The sequence below is a fragment of the Pandoraea anapnoica genome (assembly GCF_902459765.1).
Classification (GTDB): Bacteria; Pseudomonadota; Gammaproteobacteria; order Burkholderiales; family Burkholderiaceae; genus Pandoraea; species Pandoraea anapnoica.
In genome coordinates, this window is record NZ_CABPSP010000008.1 from 106,101 (window position 1) to 126,531 (window position 20,431).

General features: G+C 63.8%; 17 protein-coding genes. 7 read left to right on the forward strand and 10 right to left on the reverse strand.

Going from position 1 to position 20,431, the window contains the following annotated elements:
- Window positions 1–6 precede the first annotated feature (6 nt).
- Together PAN31117_RS14395 and PAN31117_RS14400 are read right to left on the reverse strand one after the other, a co-directional pair.
- Entirely contained in the window at window positions 7–876 is an 870-nt protein-coding gene (locus PAN31117_RS14395; RefSeq protein ID WP_150738777.1) for an ABC transporter ATP-binding protein, read from the reverse strand.
- Window positions 877–1,186: 310 nt separating this feature from the next.
- Window positions 1,187–2,263, reverse strand: coding sequence for a porin (locus tag PAN31117_RS14400; protein ID WP_174990969.1), 1,077 nt, complete (start codon window positions 2,261–2,263; stop codon window positions 1,187–1,189).
- A gap of 495 nt (window positions 2,264–2,758) precedes the next feature.
- On the opposite strand from PAN31117_RS14400, the gene PAN31117_RS14405 reads away from it, so the two are divergent.
- The 4 genes from PAN31117_RS14405 to PAN31117_RS14420 all read left to right on the forward strand — a co-directional run bounded on the left by PAN31117_RS14405 (window position 2,759) and on the right by PAN31117_RS14420 (window position 6,652).
- Window positions 2,759–3,916: an FAD-dependent monooxygenase gene (locus PAN31117_RS14405; RefSeq protein ID WP_246189084.1), complete on the forward strand. Its 1,158-nt coding sequence runs from the start codon at window positions 2,759–2,761 to the stop codon at window positions 3,914–3,916.
- Window positions 3,917–3,971: 55 nt separating this feature from the next.
- On the forward strand, window positions 3,972–4,832 hold the full coding sequence (locus PAN31117_RS14410; RefSeq protein ID WP_174990958.1) for an IclR family transcriptional regulator: 861 nt from the start codon (window positions 3,972–3,974) through the stop codon (window positions 4,830–4,832).
- Window positions 4,833–5,095: 263 nt separating this feature from the next.
- A complete protein-coding gene (locus PAN31117_RS14415; protein ID WP_150738780.1) occupies window positions 5,096–6,091 on the forward strand; it encodes a hypothetical protein in 996 nt (331 codons plus the stop codon).
- A gap of 258 nt (window positions 6,092–6,349) precedes the next feature.
- Window positions 6,350–6,652: a DUF4148 domain-containing protein gene (locus PAN31117_RS14420; protein WP_150738781.1), complete on the forward strand. Its 303-nt coding sequence runs from the start codon at window positions 6,350–6,352 to the stop codon at window positions 6,650–6,652.
- Between the two features lie 158 nt (window positions 6,653–6,810).
- On the opposite strand, the gene PAN31117_RS14425 is transcribed toward PAN31117_RS14420, so the two are convergent.
- Window positions 6,811–7,512: an ArsR/SmtB family transcription factor gene (locus PAN31117_RS14425; RefSeq protein ID WP_150738782.1), complete on the reverse strand. Its 702-nt coding sequence runs from the start codon at window positions 7,510–7,512 to the stop codon at window positions 6,811–6,813.
- 137 nt (window positions 7,513–7,649) lie between these two features.
- Between PAN31117_RS14425 and PAN31117_RS14430 the strand changes: the two genes are divergently transcribed.
- The 3 genes from PAN31117_RS14430 (at window position 7,650) to PAN31117_RS14440 (ending at window position 11,867) form a co-directional block, all read left to right on the forward strand.
- Window positions 7,650–8,855 (forward strand): cytochrome P450 family protein, encoded by a 1,206-nt coding sequence (locus tag PAN31117_RS14430; RefSeq protein ID WP_150738783.1) that lies wholly within the window; start codon window positions 7,650–7,652, stop codon window positions 8,853–8,855.
- Window positions 8,856–9,112: 257 nt separating this feature from the next.
- Window positions 9,113–10,489 (forward strand): MFS transporter, encoded by a 1,377-nt coding sequence (locus PAN31117_RS14435; RefSeq protein ID WP_150738784.1) that lies wholly within the window; start codon window positions 9,113–9,115, stop codon window positions 10,487–10,489.
- Window positions 10,490–10,613: 124 nt separating this feature from the next.
- Entirely contained in the window at window positions 10,614–11,867 is a 1,254-nt protein-coding gene (locus PAN31117_RS14440; protein ID WP_150738785.1) for an Hsp70 family protein, read from the forward strand.
- Window positions 11,868–11,952: 85 nt separating this feature from the next.
- On the opposite strand, the gene PAN31117_RS14445 is transcribed toward PAN31117_RS14440, so the two are convergent.
- The 7 genes from PAN31117_RS14445 to zwf form a co-directional block, all read right to left on the reverse strand.
- Window positions 11,953–13,329, reverse strand: a complete 1,377-nt coding sequence (locus tag PAN31117_RS14445; RefSeq protein WP_246189085.1) for a GntT/GntP/DsdX family permease — start codon at window positions 13,327–13,329, stop codon at window positions 11,953–11,955.
- A 178-nt stretch (window positions 13,330–13,507) separates the two neighbouring features.
- Window positions 13,508–15,007, reverse strand: a complete 1,500-nt coding sequence (locus PAN31117_RS14450; protein ID WP_150738786.1) for an AMP nucleosidase — start codon at window positions 15,005–15,007, stop codon at window positions 13,508–13,510.
- 231 nt (window positions 15,008–15,238) lie between these two features.
- Window positions 15,239–15,448 carry a dodecin gene (locus PAN31117_RS14455; protein WP_150738787.1) on the reverse strand — a complete coding sequence of 70 codons (210 nt, stop codon included), beginning with the start codon at window positions 15,446–15,448 and terminating at the stop codon, window positions 15,239–15,241.
- Between the two features lie 45 nt (window positions 15,449–15,493).
- Window positions 15,494–16,081, reverse strand: coding sequence for a MarR family winged helix-turn-helix transcriptional regulator (locus tag PAN31117_RS14460; protein WP_174990959.1), 588 nt, complete (start codon window positions 16,079–16,081; stop codon window positions 15,494–15,496).
- Between the two features lie 143 nt (window positions 16,082–16,224).
- On the reverse strand, window positions 16,225–18,096 hold the full coding sequence (locus tag PAN31117_RS14465) for a bifunctional transcriptional regulator/glucokinase (protein WP_174990960.1): 1,872 nt from the start codon (window positions 18,094–18,096) through the stop codon (window positions 16,225–16,227).
- A complete protein-coding gene (gene pgl, locus PAN31117_RS14470) occupies window positions 18,074–18,751 on the reverse strand; it encodes a 6-phosphogluconolactonase (RefSeq protein ID WP_150738789.1) in 678 nt (225 codons plus the stop codon). The genes PAN31117_RS14465 and pgl overlap by 23 nt, the downstream gene beginning before the upstream one ends.
- 11 nt (window positions 18,752–18,762) lie before the next feature.
- On the reverse strand, window positions 18,763–20,259 hold the full coding sequence (gene zwf / locus PAN31117_RS14475; RefSeq protein WP_150738790.1) for a glucose-6-phosphate dehydrogenase: 1,497 nt from the start codon (window positions 20,257–20,259) through the stop codon (window positions 18,763–18,765).
- Window positions 20,260–20,431: the final 172 nt, after the last annotated feature.

Sequence of the window (20,431 nt, forward strand, 5' to 3'; positions counted from 1 at the left end):
TGTGGATCAACCGAGGTGGTCGTCGCGACCGACCTTGAGCAGTTCCATCAGATGCGCGACGTACTCGTTCATGCCCGCTTGCTTGCGGCGCTCGATGGGGTTGTCGCGATGCGGCAGATCGACGGTGATCTCTTCGATGATCGTGCCGGGACGCTCGCTCATTACGAACACGCGGTCCGACAGCGCAATCGCTTCCGCGAGATCGTGGGTGATCATCAGCGCGGTCTTGCCTTCGCTGGCGAGCATCTGCGCGAGGTCCTGCTGAAGCACCATCTTGGTTTGCGCATCGAGGGCCGAGAACGGCTCGTCCATGAGCAGCACGTCCGGCTCGACGGCCAGCGTTCGGGCGAGTGCCGCACGTTGACGCATACCGCCCGAGAGCTGGTGCGGGTAGTGGTTCTCGAAACCCTTGAGGTGGCAACGCGCGAGCAGCGCCTTCGCGACTTCGGCGCGCTCGGCCTTGCTGCGGCCACGGATCTGCATCCCGAGTTCGACGTTCTTCTGAATCGAACGCCACGGCATGAGCAAGTCCTTTTGCAGCATGAACGCGACTTGTTGCGACGGGCCGCGTACCGGCTTGCCCGCCAACGTCACCTGCCCTTCGCTGGGCGCGTACAGACCGGCGCCCATGTTGAGCAGCGTGCTCTTGCCGCAGCCGCTCGGGCCGATCAGCGAGACGAACTCACCAGCTTTGATGCCGATGGACACATCTGAGACGGCGGTCATCTCGCCCTTGCCCTGGCGATTTTTGAAACGACGCGTGACGCCGCGATATTCGATAGCGAACGGCAACGGTGCCGCTGCGGGCTGCGCGTGGCGCGCGTCGGCATACGCCTCGGCTGCGTTTGCGTCCTTCAACTGAATCGACCTGAGCATGGGAAACCACCGTGTTTCTTGATGTTCAACTTGCCTCGGGCAGCCTGCGGCGACTGTTCGCTTGCACGGCTTGCCAGCCTGTCTTTCTTTTTCGCGTCACGTTTTATATGTGAAACGTTGATTTACTTATGGATCAATTATAGGGAGTGACGGCCGCAGTCAAAATTGTTTTTTGACTAGGGGAAACCCGAATTCATGGGCTTTCCGGGGCGGCGCGCGATGTTTTGGGCAAAAAAAGCGCCGACGGGCAAAAGCCGGCCGGCGCATCAAGAGAGACCACTGGGTGAAAAAGTAAAAGTGCGCGAACGCGTCAGAACGAGTGGTGCACGCCCGACATGATCACGAGTTGGTTCGACGTCGACGACGGGCTGATCGTGTTGATCGCCGTCACCGCGCCGTTGCCGCTCGCATGCTGGTACGCGCCGCTCACGTAGACCTGCGTGCGCTTGGAGAACGCGTAGACGTCGCCAAGGCTGACCTGTGTCCAGCGCTTGCCCGACATATTGGTCGTGGCCGCGCCGAAGGTGATCGTGTTCGGCACGCTCGTTGCGAAGTTCACGCCCGCGTCGAACGATTGATAAGTGTCGTTGTAGCCGGGGGACTGAAGCTTCACACGCGTGTACAGCGCGTGCAGCAGCCACGGCCCGAAACCATAGGACACACCCGCGCCCATGTTCTCGACATTCGATGCCGCGTAGGTCGCAACCGGCTGGCCCTGGAACGTGGCACCGCCGAGCGCCGCGACGTTCGGCGTGCGGTTGTTCTCGTTCGAGTAGACGGCCGATGCCTTGAAGCCGCCGTTCGTGTAGTTCGCGGCAACGCTCCACTTGCGACCGTTCGCGAAGTTCGTGTTGTTGCCGAACGAGAGCATCGCACCGGCCTTGAAGCCCATGTAATCCGGCGTGACGTAGCGCACCGAGTTATCGACCTGCACGACGGACGTGTTGGCGAGTTCGTCGAGGTTGCCCGGGTGGAACATGTACCAGTTCATGCCCAGATAGGCCGTGCTGAACGGCCCCAGCCAGTCGAAGTTGAACGAGGTCATGTGGCCGATGGTGAGCGTGCCCATCTTGTCCGACTGCAAGCCGACCCACGACTGACGGTTGAACATCGAACCCGCCTTGATCGTGTTGCCCGTGAGGGTGGAGAAGCCGTTTTCCAGCAGGAAGATGGCGCGATTGCCGCCGCCCAGATCTTCCACGCCACGCAGACCCCAGCGGTCCGGCTGCGAGCCGCCCTGCTGCGCAATCCAGTTCGAACTGCCGCCCTGGTTGTTCACGAATGCCACCCCGGCATCCATGCTGCCGTACAGCGTGACGTTGCTCTGTGCGTGTGCTGCGACCGGCACGCCGAGCGCCAGCAGCGTTGCCGCCGCGACCGTCGTCATGCCCGGGATCCGCCCCATCGGAAACCGCTTCATCTGTGAACTCCTGTCGTTCGATGATTCGAGAACGATGGATACGTCCGCCAAAAGCGCAGCCAGGCACGGGTCAGCCCGCACCCAATACGCTTGTTTTGTGACGTTCCACCTGTGAAACGTTGGATTACTTATGAAACCAACTGAGCGAAGCTTAGGCCAGGAGACTCCTGTCGCTCGCAGCGGAGATGCACGAATTGATAGCGGCAAATTGGCGTGATAACGCACGCGTGTTGGGCGGAGAAAATCCCTTGACGCAGGCACCCGGCATGACACCGAACGTCCCGTCCACGTTGCCGGAAGTCCCATTCCGACAACGCTCGGTGTCACAGCCCGAACTCAGGATTTACCCGAGGAAGGCTTGCGGTCGATCGAATCAAAAACAATAATATTTGAACATCATGTTCATATTTGAACGTTTTATTTTTTCCGATTCATCGAGACGCTCGTCAAAGGATGTCCCTCATGCAAGCTCCCCTCATTGGCATCAACGGTGCCGGTATCGGCGGTCTGGCCGCCGCCATCGGACTGCTCCGCGCTGGTTTTCGTGTGCGCGTGTATGAGCAGGCGACGCAGTTCGCGCGCGTCGGTGCAGACATCAACCTGACGCCGAATGCGGTGCGCGCGCTCGACGGACTGGGCGTTGGCGACGAGCTTCGCAAGACGGCCGCGCAGCCGAGCCATCGCATCAGCCGCATGTGGGATTCGGGTGAAACGACGTCGTGTCTGGAAATGGCGCAGACCGCGCAGACGAAGTACGGTGCGCCGCAGCTCACGATGCATCGCGCCGATTTGCTGCAAGCGCTGGAGCAAGCCGTTCCGGCGGAAGCAATTGCACTCGGCAAGAAGCTCGTATCGTTCGAAGCGCCGGACGCAGGACAAACGGGCAACATCCGTCTGACGTTCGCCGACGGCACGCATGACGACGTCGACGTGCTCATCGGTGCCGATGGCATCCATTCGGTCGTGCGCCGTGGCCTGTTCGGGCAGGAGTCGCCGGAGTTCACCGGCGTGGTGGCGTACCGTGCCGTCGTCCCTGCCGAGAAGCTGAGCGGCGTGCCGAATCTCGGTGCGTTCACCAAGTGGTGGGGACCGAATCCGTCGAGCCAGATCGTGACGTTCCCGCTTAACCTCGGGCGTGACATCTTCGTGTTCGCCACCACACCGCAAGACAGCTGGACGCTCGAATCGTGGACCGCGCCCGGCGACGTGCACGAGCTGCGCGCCATGTATGCCGACTATCACAGCGAAGCGCGCGCCCTGCTCGACGCATGCGACAGCGTGCTCAAATCGGCGCTTTACGTGCGCGATCCGCTGCCGCAATGGTCACGCGATCGTGTGTCGCTGCTGGGTGACGCGAGTCATCCGATGATGCCGTTCATGGCGCAGGGTGCAGGCATGGCCATCGAAGATGCTGTGGTACTGTCTCGCCACCTCGCGGATGCGGGTACGCACGCCGATGCGACCACGCTGGCGAATGCACTGGCACGCTACGAAGCCGCGCGTCGCGAGCGCACCGCACGCGTGCAGATCGGTTCGCGTGGCAATCAGTGGCTCAAGGAAGGCGGCAACGCCGACTGGGTCTACGAATACGACGCCTGGCAAGTGCCGCTCGCCGCCTGAGTCCGTCAGGATTTCCGAGCATCGCCGTCCGATTTTGACGAAGGGATTCGAACGCATGACGAAAGCAATGTCCGCCAACACGCCAGCCGCAGGTGCCTCTGAGACTGAAGCACAAGACACCGCGCAAACGGGCCTCGTGACGCCGGTCATGCGCGCGCTCAAGCTGCTGCGCTACGTGGCGGACGGCGGCTCGACGGCGAATCTCAGCGACGTCGGACGTCGCATCGGCGTGAATCGGGTGACGGTCATGCGTCTGGTGGAAACGCTGCAATACGAGGGTGTGCTCGAACCGTTGCCGCACGGCGGACATCGGCTCGGTCTCGGGTTTCTGACGCTGGCCGCCAGCGCCCTCGCTGGCGAAGATCATCTCGCCACAGCACGACGCGTACTCACTCGCGTGACGAGCGAGACTGGACTGTCGAGTTATCTCACCGTGCTCGACGGCGCACAGGTGCGCTACCTCCTGTGCGAAACACCTGCCCTGCCCCTGGTGAGCAACATACGGGCAGGCAGCCGCGTCACAGCGCATCTGACGGCACCGGGCCGGTCGTTGCTGGCGCATCTGGGCACCGAGCGCCGCCGGGCCTTGCTCGGGCCTGAGCCGTTGGCGGCAGCCACTGCGCAGAGCGCGCGGACCTACGCTGCACTCGATGCACAGTTGTCCCGAGACCGCGAAGCCGGTTGTGCATGGAGTCAGGACGGCTTCGAAGCGGGTATCGACGCCTGCGCCGCTGCTGTGCTCGACGCGCACGGTCGGCCCTTGGCAGCCCTGAGCGTTGCCGGTCCCCGGGCGCTCGTCGGTACCGATTCGGTCACACGCGAGCGCACGGCTCGCGTCGTGAAGTCGGGCGCTGCCGATCTCGCCGTATTACTGGCAGACGCGCCAGCTTTCCTCGCGGCGGCGGAACGGGCTTGAGTCGTCGCAGGCAACGTCATCCCTTTGAACATGCGGTATCCACGGCAATGCTGCTCGTCGCACACCTCCACACGTCAGCGGAAATCGTGCGCTCGCCAGCATTGCCACGACGCGCGGCGTAACACGCGGTAACGAAGTTTTCGCCTTACTTTCCCCTCTCCCCCCCCCTGAACACCCGTCTCGGTTGCTAGGATTTTCTGTAAGAGGCGCAGACATGCCACATCGATTCCGCGCATGTCGACGCCCGCTTTGCGGCGAATTCAATGACGAAGAACTCTCTGAAATGGCAGCATGTGGCGCTCGCCAGCGTGCTATGTGGTGCCTCGGCGTTTGCACAGGCACAGGAAGCCACCGTGTTTGCGGGCGGCATGAACGCGCGTAACGACGATAACGCCCACACCTATGCGTGGGGTTTCGATTACCGTCAGGCGCTGAGCAAGCATTTCGCGACCAGCTTCACGTGGTTGAACGAAGGCCACGTACCGGATCATCACCGCGACGGCTTCGCGGTGCAGGTCTGGGCGCACCAGCCGCTCTTCGACCGTCGATTCGATGTCGCGGTCGGCGTCGGCCCATACCACTATTACGACACTGTCCAAGGCAGTCGCGGACGCCGCTACGAAGACGATCACGGTTGGGGCGCAATGTTTTCCGTCGCGGCGACGTGGTACTTCGAGAGCCGCTGGTACGTGCAGGCGCGCGCCAACTATGTACAGTCGCCATCGAGCGTGAATTCCGTCACTTATTTGCTCGGCGTCGGCTATCAGTTGGAGAAGCCGTCGTCACCCGGCCCGTTGTCGGGCGGCTCCAAGCCGGGATTACCAACGGGAGATGTGCTGACTGTGATGGCGGGGCTGTCCGTGGTGAACAGCCTCGATTCGCAGAATGCGGCGGCGGAGGCCATCGAATACCGCCACGGCTTCGGGCCGTGGTTCGACGGGACGGTGTCGCTCATCAACGAAGGACACAGCGATATCGGGAGTCGTCAGGGCGCAGCGGCGCAGGTGTGGATCAAGGACGATTTCTTCGACGACCGCTTCAGCCTCGGTCTGGGCTTCGGCCCTTACGTCACGTGGAATAAGTACAAAGAGAACCGTGCGGCAGGCGGAGCGCAGAACGTAGTCGCCGGTTTGCTGACGATGAGCGCCGCCTACCGGTTTGCCGATCACTGGGTCGGACGCATCTCGTGGAACCGCGTCGTCACCGGCTATGACCGCGACAGCGATATCTTCCTCGCGGGTGTCGGGTACAAGTTCTGACGCGTTGCGACGTTCTGTCGCACTCCTGTTAATTAACATCTTCATTAGAGTCTTCGCTCGACATTCCCTGTGGATGCCGGGTACCTCGAAACCCTTATACGACGAGGGTTTCAAGGCGATTCATTCTTCGCAATTCATTGTTGCGCCGCATGCGGTTACTCCTGCGACGTGGTCGTCCTACCTTAGAGGCGTAGGCGGTGCCGGACTCGAAAGCGAGCTGGCCGACCACCCAAGAAAAGCAATGACAGGAGAATAATCATGACCCGCACTCTTTCTCATCTGATGATCGCCGCAACCCTCGCTGTGGCCGCTGCCCCGGCAGCGTTCGCAGGCACCGGCGGCAATGGTTATCCGAACGAAAACTTCTTCTGGCAATCGAGCGTGTATAGCGAGCAGTTCGCCGTGCCACGCGCTCAGGTCAAGCAAGAACTGATCGACGCACAAGGCTCGCTGACGCAGACCGATAGCCAGTACCCGGTCCTCAAGACCTACGGCAACCCGGTGGGCGCTCACGTGCAAGGCTCGACCGCGCTGATGAACTCGACTTATCGGGGGAATTGATCGGTCTTGATGATCGCACTGAGCTAAGCGTCGGAAGCAACTCGATTGAATCTGCGAAGACGCTCGGCGTTTAGCTCGGTCGCAAAGAAACACCTCGCGCAATTTGGCGGGGTGTTTCTTTTTGGCGACAGAAATCAGGGGGATCGTCGGCTGAGCGGTCAGACAGCGATGGTTGAAAGCTGGCGTTCGCCGAGCGGCGTGACGCGCAGCGCCCGTGCCTCGCGCGTGGGTTCGAGCCATTTGGCGTCGAGACAAGTGCTGAGCAGCGCAGCGCCCAAAGCGCCGCCGAGATGCGGCTTGCGCTCGCTCCAGTCCGGACAGGTACAAGCGAAGCGACGACGCCGTGTGTGCGCCTGAGTGAGATCGACACCGAGGGCAGTCAGCCCATCGGTGCCTGCCTCGGTGAGCGCGACGTCACTACCATCGACGCGAATCCATCGACGGTCATGCATCCGCGCAAAGAGATCGACGGCGATCTCGCCAGCGAGATGGTCGTAGCAGGTGCGAGCGTGACGAAGGGGGATGGGGGTGGCACGGCTAACGGGCACCGGACGCGGCCGAAGCTCCCGCGTGGCAAGGACAGCACTGGCAAGCGCCTCGATAGCCGCAGCCGTCTCCGGCGTGGCGATGCGGAAATACCGATGACGCCCCCGCGCCTCTTGCGCAAGAACGCCACCATCGACGAGACGCGCAAGATGCCCGCTGGCACTGGATGGCGATAACCCCGCCACCAACGCCAACTCGCCCGCAGGACGGGCAGAGCCATCCATCAACGCCCAGAGCATGGTCATGCGGCCTGCGTCGGCAAGGAGGGCGGCAAGGGAACTGACGCCCGGTTCGGCATCTCGTGCGGTGTCCATGTCAGGACTCCTTTGAAGAATATGTCCGCAGTATAGGTCCGACGGTGCGTTCAACAGTTCAGGACATGATGAAACGTGGCAGACGCTTCATGACGCATCCTTGACATCATCGAGACAAGATTCAGAGGCCCTTCGCCATGTCAGTCGCCACCCTTGCATCGCCCACGCTGTCACACAACAGCCTTCCCCCGAACGCGCTGGAAGCCGTCACGCACCCCGATCCCTATCCGTACTACGCGTCGCTGGCCACGCGGCGCCCCTTCGGCTTCGACGCATCGCTCGGCCTGTGGGTCGCTGCCGGACCGGAGGCACTGACGGAGGTGCTGGGGCATCCGGCATGCGGGGTGCGCCCTGCGGGGGCTCTGGTGCCTGCGGCTTTAGCGAACGGGCCTGCAGGTGAGTGGTTCGGGGCGCTCGTCCGCATGAACGACGGGCCCGCCCACACGGCGATGAAGCCCTGGCTCAACGCGCAGCTTGCGACACTGCATGCCGACCGGGACGCGCTAGTCCGTCTGCACGACGCCAGTCAGGCCGCCTGCGCCGATGCCTACCTCGCGCGCGGCGACGCCCCTGCCGCCCGCCTCGACGACTTCGTTTTTCGTCAGCCCATCTACGGCCTCGCGGCATGGCTGGGCGTTCCCGCGGCGCAATGGATCGAAGTGCATGAAGATGTTCGCCAATTGGTCGCTGCAATGGCCGAAGCGGGCAAACCGTCGCCGCGCGCCGACGTGCTGACGCATGGACACCGCGCCGCCGCGGCGTTACGTCTGCGTGCCGTTCGCTGGCTCGACAACGACGCCACGCCCGACACCTGGCTGCGAGAAGTCGCCCGGCGCGCAACAGGCAACGACAGTGTCGACTTCGACGCCCTTACAGCGAACGTCGTTGGCCTCTTCACGCAAACCCACGATGCCTGCGCTGGTCTCGTCGCCAACAGCATCCGAAGGCTTGCACGAAGTGCGCATGTCACGTCTGCGGCGACCGCCCCGACAGACCTCGGCTTCGCCATCAAGACCGTCAGCGACGTCATCCGCTTCGATCCCCCGGTACAGAACACGCGACGTTTTCTGCACGCGCCCGCTGTCATCTGCGAACAGGCACTGGCACCGGGCGACGCCATTCTTGCCGTGCTGGCGTCTGCGTCGCCGAGCGCAGCGTCCGACGGTGTGGCATGGACCTTCGGGACCGGCGCTCACGCCTGCCCGGGACGCTCCCCCGCGAGCACGATTGCCGCCGTCGGTGTTCACGCGATATGCCAGGGCGGCGAAGACCTTTCGTCGCTGGCGAGAGGCGCCGAGTACCACCCACTTGGCAATATCCGCATCGCTCGGTTTTCCGCGTAAGCGTGGCGTTTTGAGACGGCTGACGACGATCCCCCAACATCGTTTTATCTGTCGAAATATTAATTTCATCTGATAAAACACAGTTCATTGACACGGCCCCCTTTACCCACAAGGCTTTGCGCGACGTCCCGCCGTCCACTCGGGATTTCAGGCAGCATGACACTTTCCTCTTCGCCACCCTCGTCCATCACCCTCTCCGGTCGCGGCAACCACGCGCGACGGACGGCGGACAGGCGACCGATGTTCCTGCTGCTCTCATGTCCAACACACTTTCCGACGGCATGCCGATGCCTGCACGGCTCTGGGCCGTGGCGACCGTCATGCTCGCTATCGCGTTGTCGGTGCTCGACAGCGCCATCGCCAACGTGGCACTACCGACCATCGCGCGCGATCTGAACGCCAGCCCCGCCACCTCGATCTGGATCGTCAACGCGTATCAGCTCGCCATCACCATTTCGCTGCTGCCGCTCGCCGCGCTCGGCGAAATCGTGAGCTACCGACGCGTCTACACGGTCGGTCTCGCCCTCTTCACCGTCGCCTCGCTCGCCTGCGCGCTCTCCGACTCCCTCGTCACGCTGACGCTCGCACGCGTGGCGCAAGGCTTCGGCGCGGCCGGGATCATGAGCGTGAACACGGCGCTCGTGAAGACGATCTACCCGTCGCGCTGGCTCGGACGCGGTGTCGCCCTCAACTCGCTGATCGTGGCCGTCTCCTCCGCAGCCGGGCCGACGATTGCCGCGGGCGTGTTGTCCATCGCGCACTGGCCGTGGCTCTTCGCGATCAACGTGCCGCTGGGGATCATTGCGTTCGCCATCGCGGTGCGCTCGCTGCCGGACAGCACGCGCTCGTCGCATCCGTTCGACTGGATGGGTGCGCTGTTGAGTGCGCTGACGTTCGGGCTGCTGATCTCCGGCATCGATTCGTTCGGCCACGGTCAGGAGCGCTGGCTCGTCGCGGTAGAGATCGCGGCAGCCGTCGTCATCGGGACGATCTTCGTACGCCGTCAGCGCAGTCAGCCGGTGCCGCTGCTACCCGTCGATCTGTTGCGCATTCCGATTTTCGGGCTGTCGATCTGCACGTCGATGGCGTCGTTCTGCGCGCAAATGCTCGCGTTCGTCTCGCTGCCCTTCTTCCTTCAGGACACGCTCGGCTTCGATCACGTGCAAACGGGATTGTTGATGACGGCGTGGCCGCTCACCATCGTGGTCGTCGCCCCATTGGCGGGACGTCTGCTGGAGTACTACAAGCCGGGCCTGCTCGGTGCGATCGGGCTGGCGGCGTTCGCGCTCGGTCTGCTTGCGCTCGGCTTGCTGCCCGATCAGCCGGGCACGCTCAATATCGTCTGGCGCATGGCGCTGTGCGGTTTCGGCTTCGGGCTGTTCCAGTCGCCCAACAATTACGCGATGCTGATGTCCGCCCCAAGCCATCGCAGCGGCGGCGCGAGCGGCATGCTGGGCACCGCGCGGCTGACCGGACAGACGACCGGCGCGGCGCTCGTGGCACTCGTCTTCAGCGTCGCGCCGCAAGGCTACGGCACGCGGGCATCGCTTTACGTGGCGGCCGCGTTTGCGGCGGTGGCGGCGGTCGTGAGCAGTCTGCGCACGTTGCCGTCCGCACAACCGGCGGTGAAATGACGACGCGTCAGACGCCGCTGCGGCCCCCCCTTCCCGGGCCGCGTAAGCGGGTTCACCCGGCCGACCGTCCGGCCGTGCTACACTGCCGACCTTTTACGGCTCGCATGCGCGGGCCGCAAACGCCATGAGTTTCTGCGCCATCGATTTCGGCACTTCGAATTCTGCCGTCGCCGTGAAAGGCGGCAGCGCCATGCGTCTGGTCGAACTTGAGGCCGGCTACGGCACGCTGCCCACCGCCGTGTTCTTCAACGCCGACGAAGGCGGCCGCGCCTCGTTCGGGCGTCAGGCCGTCGCCGATTACGTCGATGGCTACGACGGGCGCCTCATGCGCTCGCTCAAAAGCCTGCTCGGCTCCTCCCTGATCGAAAGCACCACCGACCTCGGTAACGGCTCGGCGATGCGCTACATCGACATCATCGCCACGTTCCTGCGCCACCTTCGCACTCATGCGTTGAAGGCCGACGGCGGCGATCTGCGTCAGGTCGTCATGGGCCGTCCGGTGTTCTTCGTCGACGACGACCCGAAAGCCGACGCGGCCGCCCAGCGCTCGCTCGAACAAAGCGCACGCGACGTCGGCTTCAAGGACGTGCATTTCCAGTTCGAACCGATCGCCGCCGCATTCGATTACGAATCGCGCCTGACGGAAGAACAGCAAGTGCTGGTCGTCGACATCGGCGGCGGTACTTCGGACTTCTCGCTCGTGCGTGTCGGCCCGGATCGCGCCCGTCATCTGGATCGCAAGGACGACGTGCTCGCGCACCACGGCGTGCACATCGCCGGTACCGACTTCGACCGCCGCATCGAGCTGGCGACCATCCTGCGCGAACTCGGTTACAAGGCGCTCGGCCCGGACGGCAAGGAAGTCCCCAACCGGATTTACTTCGATCTGGCCACATGGCACCTGATCAACACCGTCTACACACCCAAGCGCGTGGGCGAACTGGCGCTCACGGCGCATCTGTACGCCGATGCAGCCCATCACCGTCGCCTCATGCGCACGGTCGAGCAACGCCTCGGTCACGCGCTGGTCGGTCATGCCGAAGAAGCCAAGATCGACGTGTCCGCTGGCGGTGAGACGCGCATCGATCTCTCGGTCATCGAGCGCGAACTGGGTGTGGCCTTCTCGGAAGCCGGTCTGGTAGAAGCTGTAAGCGACGAAATCGCCAGCATCACGGCGGGTGCCGTACATACGGCATCGCTCGCCGGGCTGCGCGCCGAGGATGTCGACGCGCTGTACTTCACCGGTGGCTCGACAGGACTGCGTTGTCTGTCCAGCGCGATGTGCGCCGCGTTCCCGAAAGCGACGCCGGTCTTCGGCGACCGCCTCGCCAGCGTGGCGCTGGGTCTTGGCATTCACGCAAAGCGTGTGTTTTCCTGATCGCCCGGCTCGCAACAAAAAAAGCGCGCGACCGAAAGGTCAGCGCGCTTTTTTTATGCCGTGAGGCGAAGCAAATCGAGACGGATCACACGAGGAATTGCCAGAGCAGCAACGTCATCACCAGCCCGACCAGCGACACGATGGTCTGCAACACAGACCACACCCACAGCGTCTCCTTGAGCTTGAGGCCGAAGTACTCGCGCACCATCCAGAAGCCCGCGTCGTTGACGTGGCAGAAGAACACCGACCCCGCCCCGATCGCCAGCGCGATGAGCGAGCCCTGCACCGGCGGCAGATGCATCACGAGTGGCGCAACGATACCGGCCGTCGTGGTCGTGGCGACCGTCGCCGACCCCGTCGCCTGACGCAGCGCCACGGCAATCAGCCACGCCAGCAGAATCAGCGGCATATTCGTGCCGACCGCCACCTTGCCGATGGTTGTCGCAATGCCCGCCGTCACCAGCGCCTGCTTCAGCCCGCCGCCCGCACCGATGGTCAGCAACAGCCCGGCAATCGGCGGCAGCGCGCGACGCAGTGTCTCGCCCACGCGAGCGCGCGGCAGACCGCGCCCCCAGCCCAGCACGACGATGGCGACGATGACCGTCAGCGCCAGCGCGATGATCGGTTCGCCGAGGAAGTTGAGCGCATCGAACAACGGCGTCTCCGGTGTGAGCGCCACCTTGGCGAGCGTGCGCCCCAGCATCAGCACGACCGGCAGCAGAATCACCAGCAGCGCTGCCGCGAACGGTGGCTGCGACGCGTCGTCGTCACGCTTGGTGAATAGCTCGCCCATTTGCTGCGGCGCCTGCACTTGCAAACGCGGCGCAAGCCACATACCGTACAGCGGCCCGGCGAGAATCACGGCCGGGATCGCGATGAGAAGACCAAGGCCCATCGTCATGCCCAGATCCGCGCGCAGCGCGGACACAGCGATCAGCGGTCCCGGATGCGGCGGCACGAGCGCGTGCAGCGTCGTCATGCCCGCCAGCGCCGGGATCGCCACGCGCAGAATCGGCGTGTTAGCGCGACGTGCCATCACGAAGATGATCGGCACCATCATGACCAGACCGACTTCGAAGAACAGCGGCAGGCCGATGATCATGGCGACGAGCGCCATCATCCACGGCAACGCCGCGCCCTTCGCGAACTTCAGCAGCACCGTGACGATTCGGTCGGCGGCCCCGGTGTCGGCCATCAACGCCCCGAGCATGGCCCCGAGCGCGATGATCATGCCAGCGTCGCCGAGCAGACTGCCCGCGCCCTTACTGAACGAACTGGCCACCGCTTCGAGCGGTAGCCCTGCGCCCAGACCCGCGATGAATGTGCCGATGAGAATCGACAGGAACGGCGATAGCTTGAGCGCGCTGATGAAAACGATGATGGCCACGAGGCCGACGAGACAGGACAGCAGAAGGCGAGTGTCGTGCGCTGCCCAAGGCACGACGTGGTTGACTATCTCCACGATGATCCTTGATGACGAGAAACGAAAACACCGGCGCGCAGCGCGCAGCCGGTGTGTGCGGGGATTGTGCTACTGGAGACGGCCGCATGCACGCGTGGGCCGCAACGCCCCGTGAGACGGGGCAGGCGGGAGGCAGCGGCAAGTTTCGATCGACAAAACATCGCCGCTGCGGGTCGCGTTACTGGAACGCGACTTCGTTGAAACTGCGCAGTTTGCGACTGTGCAGACGGTCCAGACCGTTATCGCGCAGCAGCTCCATGGCCTTCACGCCGATCTTCAGATGTTGGTCGACACGCTCGCGATAGAAACGGTCCGCCATGCCCGGCAGCTTCAGCTCGCCATGCAGCGGCTTGTCGCTCACGCACAGCAACGTGCCGTACGGCACGCGGAAACGGAAACCGTTGGCGGCAATCGTCGCACTCTCCATATCGAGCGCAATCGCGCGGCTCTGGCTCATGCGCTGCACCGGCTCACGGTGATCGCGCAATTCCCAGTTCCGGTTATCGACCGTCACCACCGTGCCGGTGCGCATCACACGCTTGAGCTCGAAGTCGTCCAGTTGCGTGACGTCGGCCACCGCGCGCTCCAGCGCCACCTGTACCTCGGCCAGCGGCGGCACCGGCACCCACAGCGGCAGGTCGTCGTCGAGCACGTGGTCTTCTCGCACGTAACCATGCGCGAGGCAGTAGTCCCCCAGACGTTGCGAATTGCGCAGGCCGGCGCAGTGACCCAGCATGATCCACGCGTGCGGACGCAGCACGGCAATGTGATCGGTGATGGTCTTGGCGTTCGACGGCCCCACGCCGATGTTCACCATCGTGATGCCGGTGTTGTCCGGGCGCACAAGGTGATACGCGGGCATCTGCGGCAGGCGCGGGGGCGACGTGCCCTCTTCGCTGCGCGCTTCGATGTTCTGGTTCCAGTGCGTGACGTTGCCCGGCTCGACGAACGCCGTGTACTGGCTACGGTACTCGCGCAGCGCGGGGTCGTCCGTCGCGCTCATCAACTCGCGTCCCAGTTCGACGAACTCGTCGATATAGAACTGGTAGTTGGTGAACAGCACGTAGTTCTGAAAGTTCTCGGGCGACGTCGCCGTGTAATGACGCAACCGGTGCAGCGAATAGTCGACGCGCGGCGCAGTGAAAAGCGCCAGCGGCAGAATCTCGCCCGGCAGCGGATCGCGCGTGCCGTTGACGATGCTGTCGTCCATCTTCGCCAGGTCGGGCACGTCGAACACGGTGCGCATGGCGCGCAGGTGCGTCTGGTCGAGATCGCCTTCGAGGTACACGCCATCCTGATAGGCAAAGTGCACGGGAATCGGCTCGTCCGAGACGCCGACCTCGAACGCGGCGCCGTGGTTATGCGCCAGTCGGCGCAACTGCTCGATGTAGTAATTCTCGAACAGATCCGGACGGGTGACGGTGGTCTGATAACTGCCCGGGCCCGAGACAAAACCGTAGGACAGGCGCTTGTCGAGCTGGGTGATGTCTTCCGTGGTGATGCGAACGAACGGGTAATGGGCGCTTACGCGGCGCGCCTGATCCTTCTGCTTCGAGAAGCGCTCGAATGCCGCGCGCAGATAGGCCGTATTGGCGTCGTAAATCGTCTTCAGATAGGCGACGGCTTCCACCGGATCTGCGATCGATCGGGTGGCATGGACCGGTTCTTGTTCGGACATGCGCAAACCTCTTCTGTCTTCTTCGTGATCTCGAATATGCGCCTATTGTGACACGACTGTACGACATCTGCGGGACAGTGAAGCAGGTCGCTTCCCATTCGGCGGAAGGCGTGAACGGCAGGGTTTGAGCGGAGATTCAGAGGGGATTTGGCGCGACTTCGGCCGGGGAAGTTCGTCCCCCGGCCAAAGGGGTTCTTGCGGATGCAGCCGGACGGTGCCGGATGCGTGCACTCAGTCTTCGAGCCGCACCCCGACCTTGAGCGTGACTTGCCAGTGCGCGACCTTGCCGTCTTCGATATGGCCGCGTGTTTCGGTGATCTCGAACCAGTTCAGATTGCGCAGCGTCTTGCTCGCGCGTTCTATGGCACATTTGACCGCGTCCTCGATGGACTTGGTCGACGAGCCGGTCAGCTCGATTTGCTTGTACACGTGATTCGTCATGTCAGCCTCCGGGTGGGTTTGGAGACTTCCCATGCTAGGCCTGTGCTACTGAGGCCGCAAGTCGGTGTATTCCGACAGGTCGTCGCCAGCATCGTCGAGCAAGTCGACAGCAGCCGCGGGCGCGCTGACGTTCGCCGCATTTTCCGCCTGCGCGCGGCGCAGCACCGCGGGCACGACCGTATCGAGTGGCGTGGGGACGACGTGTGTGAGATTCCGACGCACTTTCTGCAGCAACTGCGTGAGCTGCACCGCTTCGAACGCGGTCAGGCCGTGCAGCGCTTCATCGCGCACTTCGTCGGAAAGGCGGCGCGCGACCTGCAGTTGCGCAACCGCCGCCCGCGTGACGAACAGGCGTTCGATGCGAGGATCGTGCGCATCGGGCCGACGTCGCACCCAACCGGCCTCTTCCATGCGTTCCAGCATGCGGGCGAGCGTCTGTACCGGGGTTTCAAGAATGTCGGCCAGCACCGTCTGGCTCACGCCGCGATTGACGTAGAGATAGGCGAGCAAGCGGCATTGCGCGCGCGTCATCGGCAGCGTGCGCTGTGCAAACTGCTCGAAGCGGCGCCCGAAGAGACGTTGGATGTCTGCGACGAGAAAGCCGAAACGTTGGGCGGAATCGGTTACTTTCATATGCCGCATTATGCTAAACATGTTTAGGGATATCAAGCCGACGACACTTCGGCGTCCGGTGCATCCTCACATCCCCGGCGGCGGCGCCCTGGTCCTCCCCGCCCGGCACCACCCAGCGCCGCTTCAGGCCGCTTCAGGCCGCCTCAGGCCGCAGCCGGTGTGCCGTCGCCCTGTCCGCTACCGTGTCCCAACCAGTCGAGCGCGCCCTCGCCCGCGGTTTCGCCTCCCGGACCAGCGCGCCGAATCGCGACGCCCACGGCCAGCACGTCAATGGCGGCAAGATGCAGAATCCGCGCAATCATGGTGACGTGTGCGCCCATCGTCTCCACATGATCGTTGGGCAGCACCAGCGTCGCCTTGCGCGCGAGCGGTGAATTGCGTGCAGTAAGCGCGATCACCTTGGCACCGCGCGTGAGTGCGATATCGACGGCGCGGTTCAGGTCCGTCGAGCGTCCCGATGCGGAAATCGCGACGACCACATCCCCATCCCCCAGCAACCCGGCCGACGCCTGCAACAGGTACGGATCGCCGTACGCGATGGTCGGCTTGCCGAAGCGGAAGAACTTGTAGTGCGCGTCCTGCGCGATCACACCGGAGTTGCCCAGCCCGTAGAACTCGATGCGACGCGCGCCGTCGAGCAACGTCACGGCCGCCTCGACGGTGCGGGCATCGAGATGCTCACGCATTTGCAGAATCGACGACACGGTGTTATCGAGCACCTTGGCGCTGAACTCGGCGGCCGTGTCGCCCACGTGCACCTGCCCGTGACGCACCGGCAACGTGCCCGTCAGCGCGCTTGCGAGCTTGAGCTTGAAATCCGACAGCCCCTGACAGCCGAGCTTGCGGCAGAAGCGGATCACGGTGGGTTGACTCACGCGCGCCAGGCGCGCGATCTCCGCCACCGGCTCAGCCAGCAGCGCGCGCGGTTGCTTCAACGTGAGTTCCGCGACGCGCTGCTCGGCAGGACTCAGACGGTCACGCAGACGATGCAGACGGTCGATGAGCGCTCCCGCCCCGACCGCGTGCGTGCCCAACTGCTCAGCGAGAATTGCGGATGTGCCCAGAAACGCCGGATGATCGGCGGTGATGATGTAAGTCGGAATCTTCTTCAGATACGCTTCGAAACGTCCCTTCGCCTCGAAGCGCTGACGAAACGGCGAATCCTCGAACAGCTTGCCGAGCTTCGGAATCACCCCGCCGCCGAGGTACACGCCGCCGACCGCGCCGAGCGACACCGCCACGTTACCTGCGAGCGTGCCCAGCATCGCGCAGAAGCAATCGACGGTCTCGCGTGCGAGCGCGTCGCCCGATTCCGCGAGCTTGACGATGGCCGGGGTCTCAAGCGATTCCACACGACGTCCCGCCCGCTCCGCCAGCGCCTGATAAACCAGCGCCATGCCGGGGCCCGCCACCAGCCGCTCGAACGACACGTGCGGGAAGTGCTTCCACGCGTAGCGAAGCACGTCGATCTCGCGCTCGTCCGCCGGAGAAAACGTCGTGTGGCCGCCCTCGCTGCCCAGCGCGATCCATCGGTCTCCCGCCGGAATGAGGCCCGACACACCCACGCCGGTACCCGGCCCAAGCAAACCCAACACACCGTTCGGACGCGGTTCGCCGCCGCCGATCTTATGCTTCTGCGCGTCCGTCAGATACGGCAACGCCATCGCCAGCGCGGTGAAATCGTTAACGACCAGCAGCGTCTCGAAACGCAGCGCACGGCGCGTCGCTTCGATGGAGAAGTGCCAGTCGCGGTTCGTCATCTGAATCTCATCGCCTTCGATGGGATTGGCGATAGCGATGGCAGCGTGCTGTACCGGTTCGGCGTGATCCGCCTCGTCGAGATAGGCGCGGATGACTTCGGGCACGCCCGCATAGTCGTCGCAGGCGTAATCACGAATTTCAACGAGATCGCCCGGCGAAATCTCCAGCGCAAAGCGGGCGTTGGTGCCACCGATGTCGGCCAGCAGTCGCGGGCCGCTCAGGTGGGGCGGGTTATTCCTCACTCCAGAAGACATCGAGCTTGACTCCTTCACGGTGGATTAGCCGGGAGATGGCGTTGTCCTGTTCGTTCGCCTGCGCGGCTTCGAGTACGGCGCGTTTGGCCGGGCCCTGTATTTGCAGGATGAGCCGGTCGCTGGCCGCGAGCGCGGCGAGCGACCACGACACACGCTGATACGGCGCGTGCTGCGGCTGCACGAAGACGAACTTGTCGTGGGTGGTAGTGGCGTAGGGCCATTGCGGGGCGTCGGCAAAGAGCGACGCGGTGTGCCCATCCTCGCCCATGCCCAGCACACAGACTTGCGGCACGCCGTGCGTCCATGTGTCGTTGAGCGTGCGCACGTGCAACGCCGTGGCCGTCGCGGTGTCGACAATCGGCAACCAGCGCGCGCCGGTCGCACCGGGTAGCAGCGTCTCGGTCACGAGTCGCGCATTGCTGTCTGCGTGATCGGGCGGCAGCCAGCGATCATCCACCAAGGTGATGTCGACGTCGCGCCACGCCACGGGCAGGCGCGCGAGCTGCGTGAGAAACGCCCGGGGGCTTGTACCGCCTGAGACGGCCAGCAACGCACGCTTGCGAATCGTCAGCGCTTCGTCGATGCCCGCCACAACGGCGTTAGCCAGCGCGTGTGCCTGCGCGTCGCGCGTAGGAAAGTTTCGCCAATGAATCATGCGGTCCGCCGTCAGTTGTCTTCTTCCATCCAGCTCGATCCGTATTGCGTGAGCAGCGCGCTGGCGGCGGGCGGTCCCCACGTGCCGGCGGCGTAACGCTTCGGGCCCTTGTGCTGTCGTGACCAGTACGCCTGAATCGGCGCGACCCAGCGCCACGCCTGCTCCTGCTCGTCGCGTCGTACGAACAGTGCCAGCCGACCGTTGATGACGTCGAGCAACAGACGCTCGTACGCATCCATCCGGTGCCCCTTGAAGAACTGGTCGAATGCCAGATCGAGGTGCACGGATTGCAGATTCATGCCCTCGCCCGGCTGCTTCGCGAGGCAGTACAGACGAATCGATTCGTTCGGTTGGAGGCGAATGACGAGACGGTTGACGCCCGGTTGTGCCGTCGCGTCGCCCAGCAGCGGATACGGCGTCGCGCGGTAGTTGACGACGATCTCAGCGACGCGCTCGCCGAGCCGCTTGCCCGTACGCAGGAAGAACGGCACACCGGCCCAGCGCCAGTTGTCGATGTCGGCCTTGAGCGCGACGAAGGTTTCCGTCTGGCTGTCGGGCGGCACGCCCGGCTCGTCGATGTACGCGGGCACCGCCGAATTGCGGATCGCGCCACCGCCGTATTGCCCGCGCACCACATTGCGCGACACGCTCTCGTCGTCCAGTTGACGCAACGACCGCAGCACGCGCAGTTTTTCGTCACGCACGGCGTCGGCGTCCATCGACAGCGGCGGCTCCATCGCGACGATGGCCAGCAGTTGCAGCAAATGGTTCTGCACCATGTCGCGCAGCGCGCCGGTCTGCTCATAGAACTCGCCGCGTCCCTCGACGCCGATCTCCTCGGCAATCGAGATCTGGATGTTGTCGATCAGCTCGCGACGCCACAGCGGCTCGAAGATCGCGTTGCCGAAACGCAGGGCCAGCAGGTTCTGCACCGCCTCCTTTCCGAGGTAGTGATCGATGCGGTAAATCTGGTCTTCGCGGAAGATCGCGCCGACAGCGTCGTTGATCGCCTCCGACGACGCCAGATCGTGACCCAGCGGCTTTTCGAGCACGATGCGGCTGTTCTCGTTGAGCTTCGCGCTGCGTAGCCCTTTGCAAATGGGGATGAACAACGACGGCCCGGTCGCCAGATAGAAGATGCGCACGCCGGGGCGCTTCGACAGCCGCTCGGCGAGTACGCCGAACTCGTCTTCGCGGCCCAGATCGAGCGGCATGTAGTCGATGGTGTCGAGAAAACGCTTCCAGGCGCTCTCATCCCACACGTCGGGCTTGATGTGTCCGCGCACATGCTGCTCGCACCACACGTGGTACTCGGCGACGTCCATCGGTTTTCGGGCGACGGCGAGGATGCGGCCAGCCTCGTTGGCACTCGTCGTTCCGTCCTTCGCATCGTCCGCGCCGAGCTGGCCGGTGCGGAACGCGCGGAACAGCGCGGGAAGGACTTTGCGCAGCGACAAATCGCCGGTAGCGCCGAACAACACAAAGGTATAGGGTGAAGGCGTGTTCATGACAAGACGTCCACGTGTCACTGGGAAAGCGCAACTTTTGACACTGCATTGTAGTTTAACTACACTGCAATTCAACAAAATATCGTGCTTTAACTACACGCCTCGGCGGCGTGTGTTACGACAGTTCGCACGCATTCCGCGTTTGCTCCCGTCCCCACAACGTCCGTCCCGG

Coding starts and splice junctions, on each gene's coding strand:
- PAN31117_RS14395 (WP_150738777.1), bottom strand. CDS start 876: ATGCTCAGGTCGATTCAGTTGAAGGACGCAAACGCAGCCGAGGCGTAT.
- PAN31117_RS14400 (WP_174990969.1), bottom strand. CDS start 2,263: ATGACGACGGTCGCGGCGGCAACGCTGCTGGCGCTCGGCGTGCCGGTC.
- PAN31117_RS14405 (WP_246189084.1), top strand. CDS start 2,759: ATGCAAGCTCCCCTCATTGGCATCAACGGTGCCGGTATCGGCGGTCTG.
- PAN31117_RS14410 (WP_174990958.1), top strand. CDS start 3,972: ATGACGAAAGCAATGTCCGCCAACACGCCAGCCGCAGGTGCCTCTGAG.
- PAN31117_RS14415 (WP_150738780.1), top strand. CDS start 5,096: ATGACGAAGAACTCTCTGAAATGGCAGCATGTGGCGCTCGCCAGCGTG.
- PAN31117_RS14420 (WP_150738781.1), top strand. CDS start 6,350: ATGACCCGCACTCTTTCTCATCTGATGATCGCCGCAACCCTCGCTGTG.
- PAN31117_RS14425 (WP_150738782.1), bottom strand. CDS start 7,512: ATGGACACCGCACGAGATGCCGAACCGGGCGTCAGTTCCCTTGCCGCC.
- PAN31117_RS14430 (WP_150738783.1), top strand. CDS start 7,650: ATGTCAGTCGCCACCCTTGCATCGCCCACGCTGTCACACAACAGCCTT.
- PAN31117_RS14435 (WP_150738784.1), top strand. CDS start 9,113: ATGTCCAACACACTTTCCGACGGCATGCCGATGCCTGCACGGCTCTGG.
- PAN31117_RS14440 (WP_150738785.1), top strand. CDS start 10,614: ATGAGTTTCTGCGCCATCGATTTCGGCACTTCGAATTCTGCCGTCGCC.
- PAN31117_RS14450 (WP_150738786.1), bottom strand. CDS start 15,007: ATGTCCGAACAAGAACCGGTCCATGCCACCCGATCGATCGCAGATCCG.
- PAN31117_RS14455 (WP_150738787.1), bottom strand. CDS start 15,448: ATGACGAATCACGTGTACAAGCAAATCGAGCTGACCGGCTCGTCGACC.
- PAN31117_RS14460 (WP_174990959.1), bottom strand. CDS start 16,081: ATGAAAGTAACCGATTCCGCCCAACGTTTCGGCTTTCTCGTCGCAGAC.
- PAN31117_RS14465 (WP_174990960.1), bottom strand. CDS start 18,096: ATGTCTTCTGGAGTGAGGAATAACCCGCCCCACCTGAGCGGCCCGCGA.
- pgl (WP_150738789.1), bottom strand. CDS start 18,751: ATGATTCATTGGCGAAACTTTCCTACGCGCGACGCGCAGGCACACGCG.
- zwf (WP_150738790.1), bottom strand. CDS start 20,259: ATGAACACGCCTTCACCCTATACCTTTGTGTTGTTCGGCGCTACCGGC.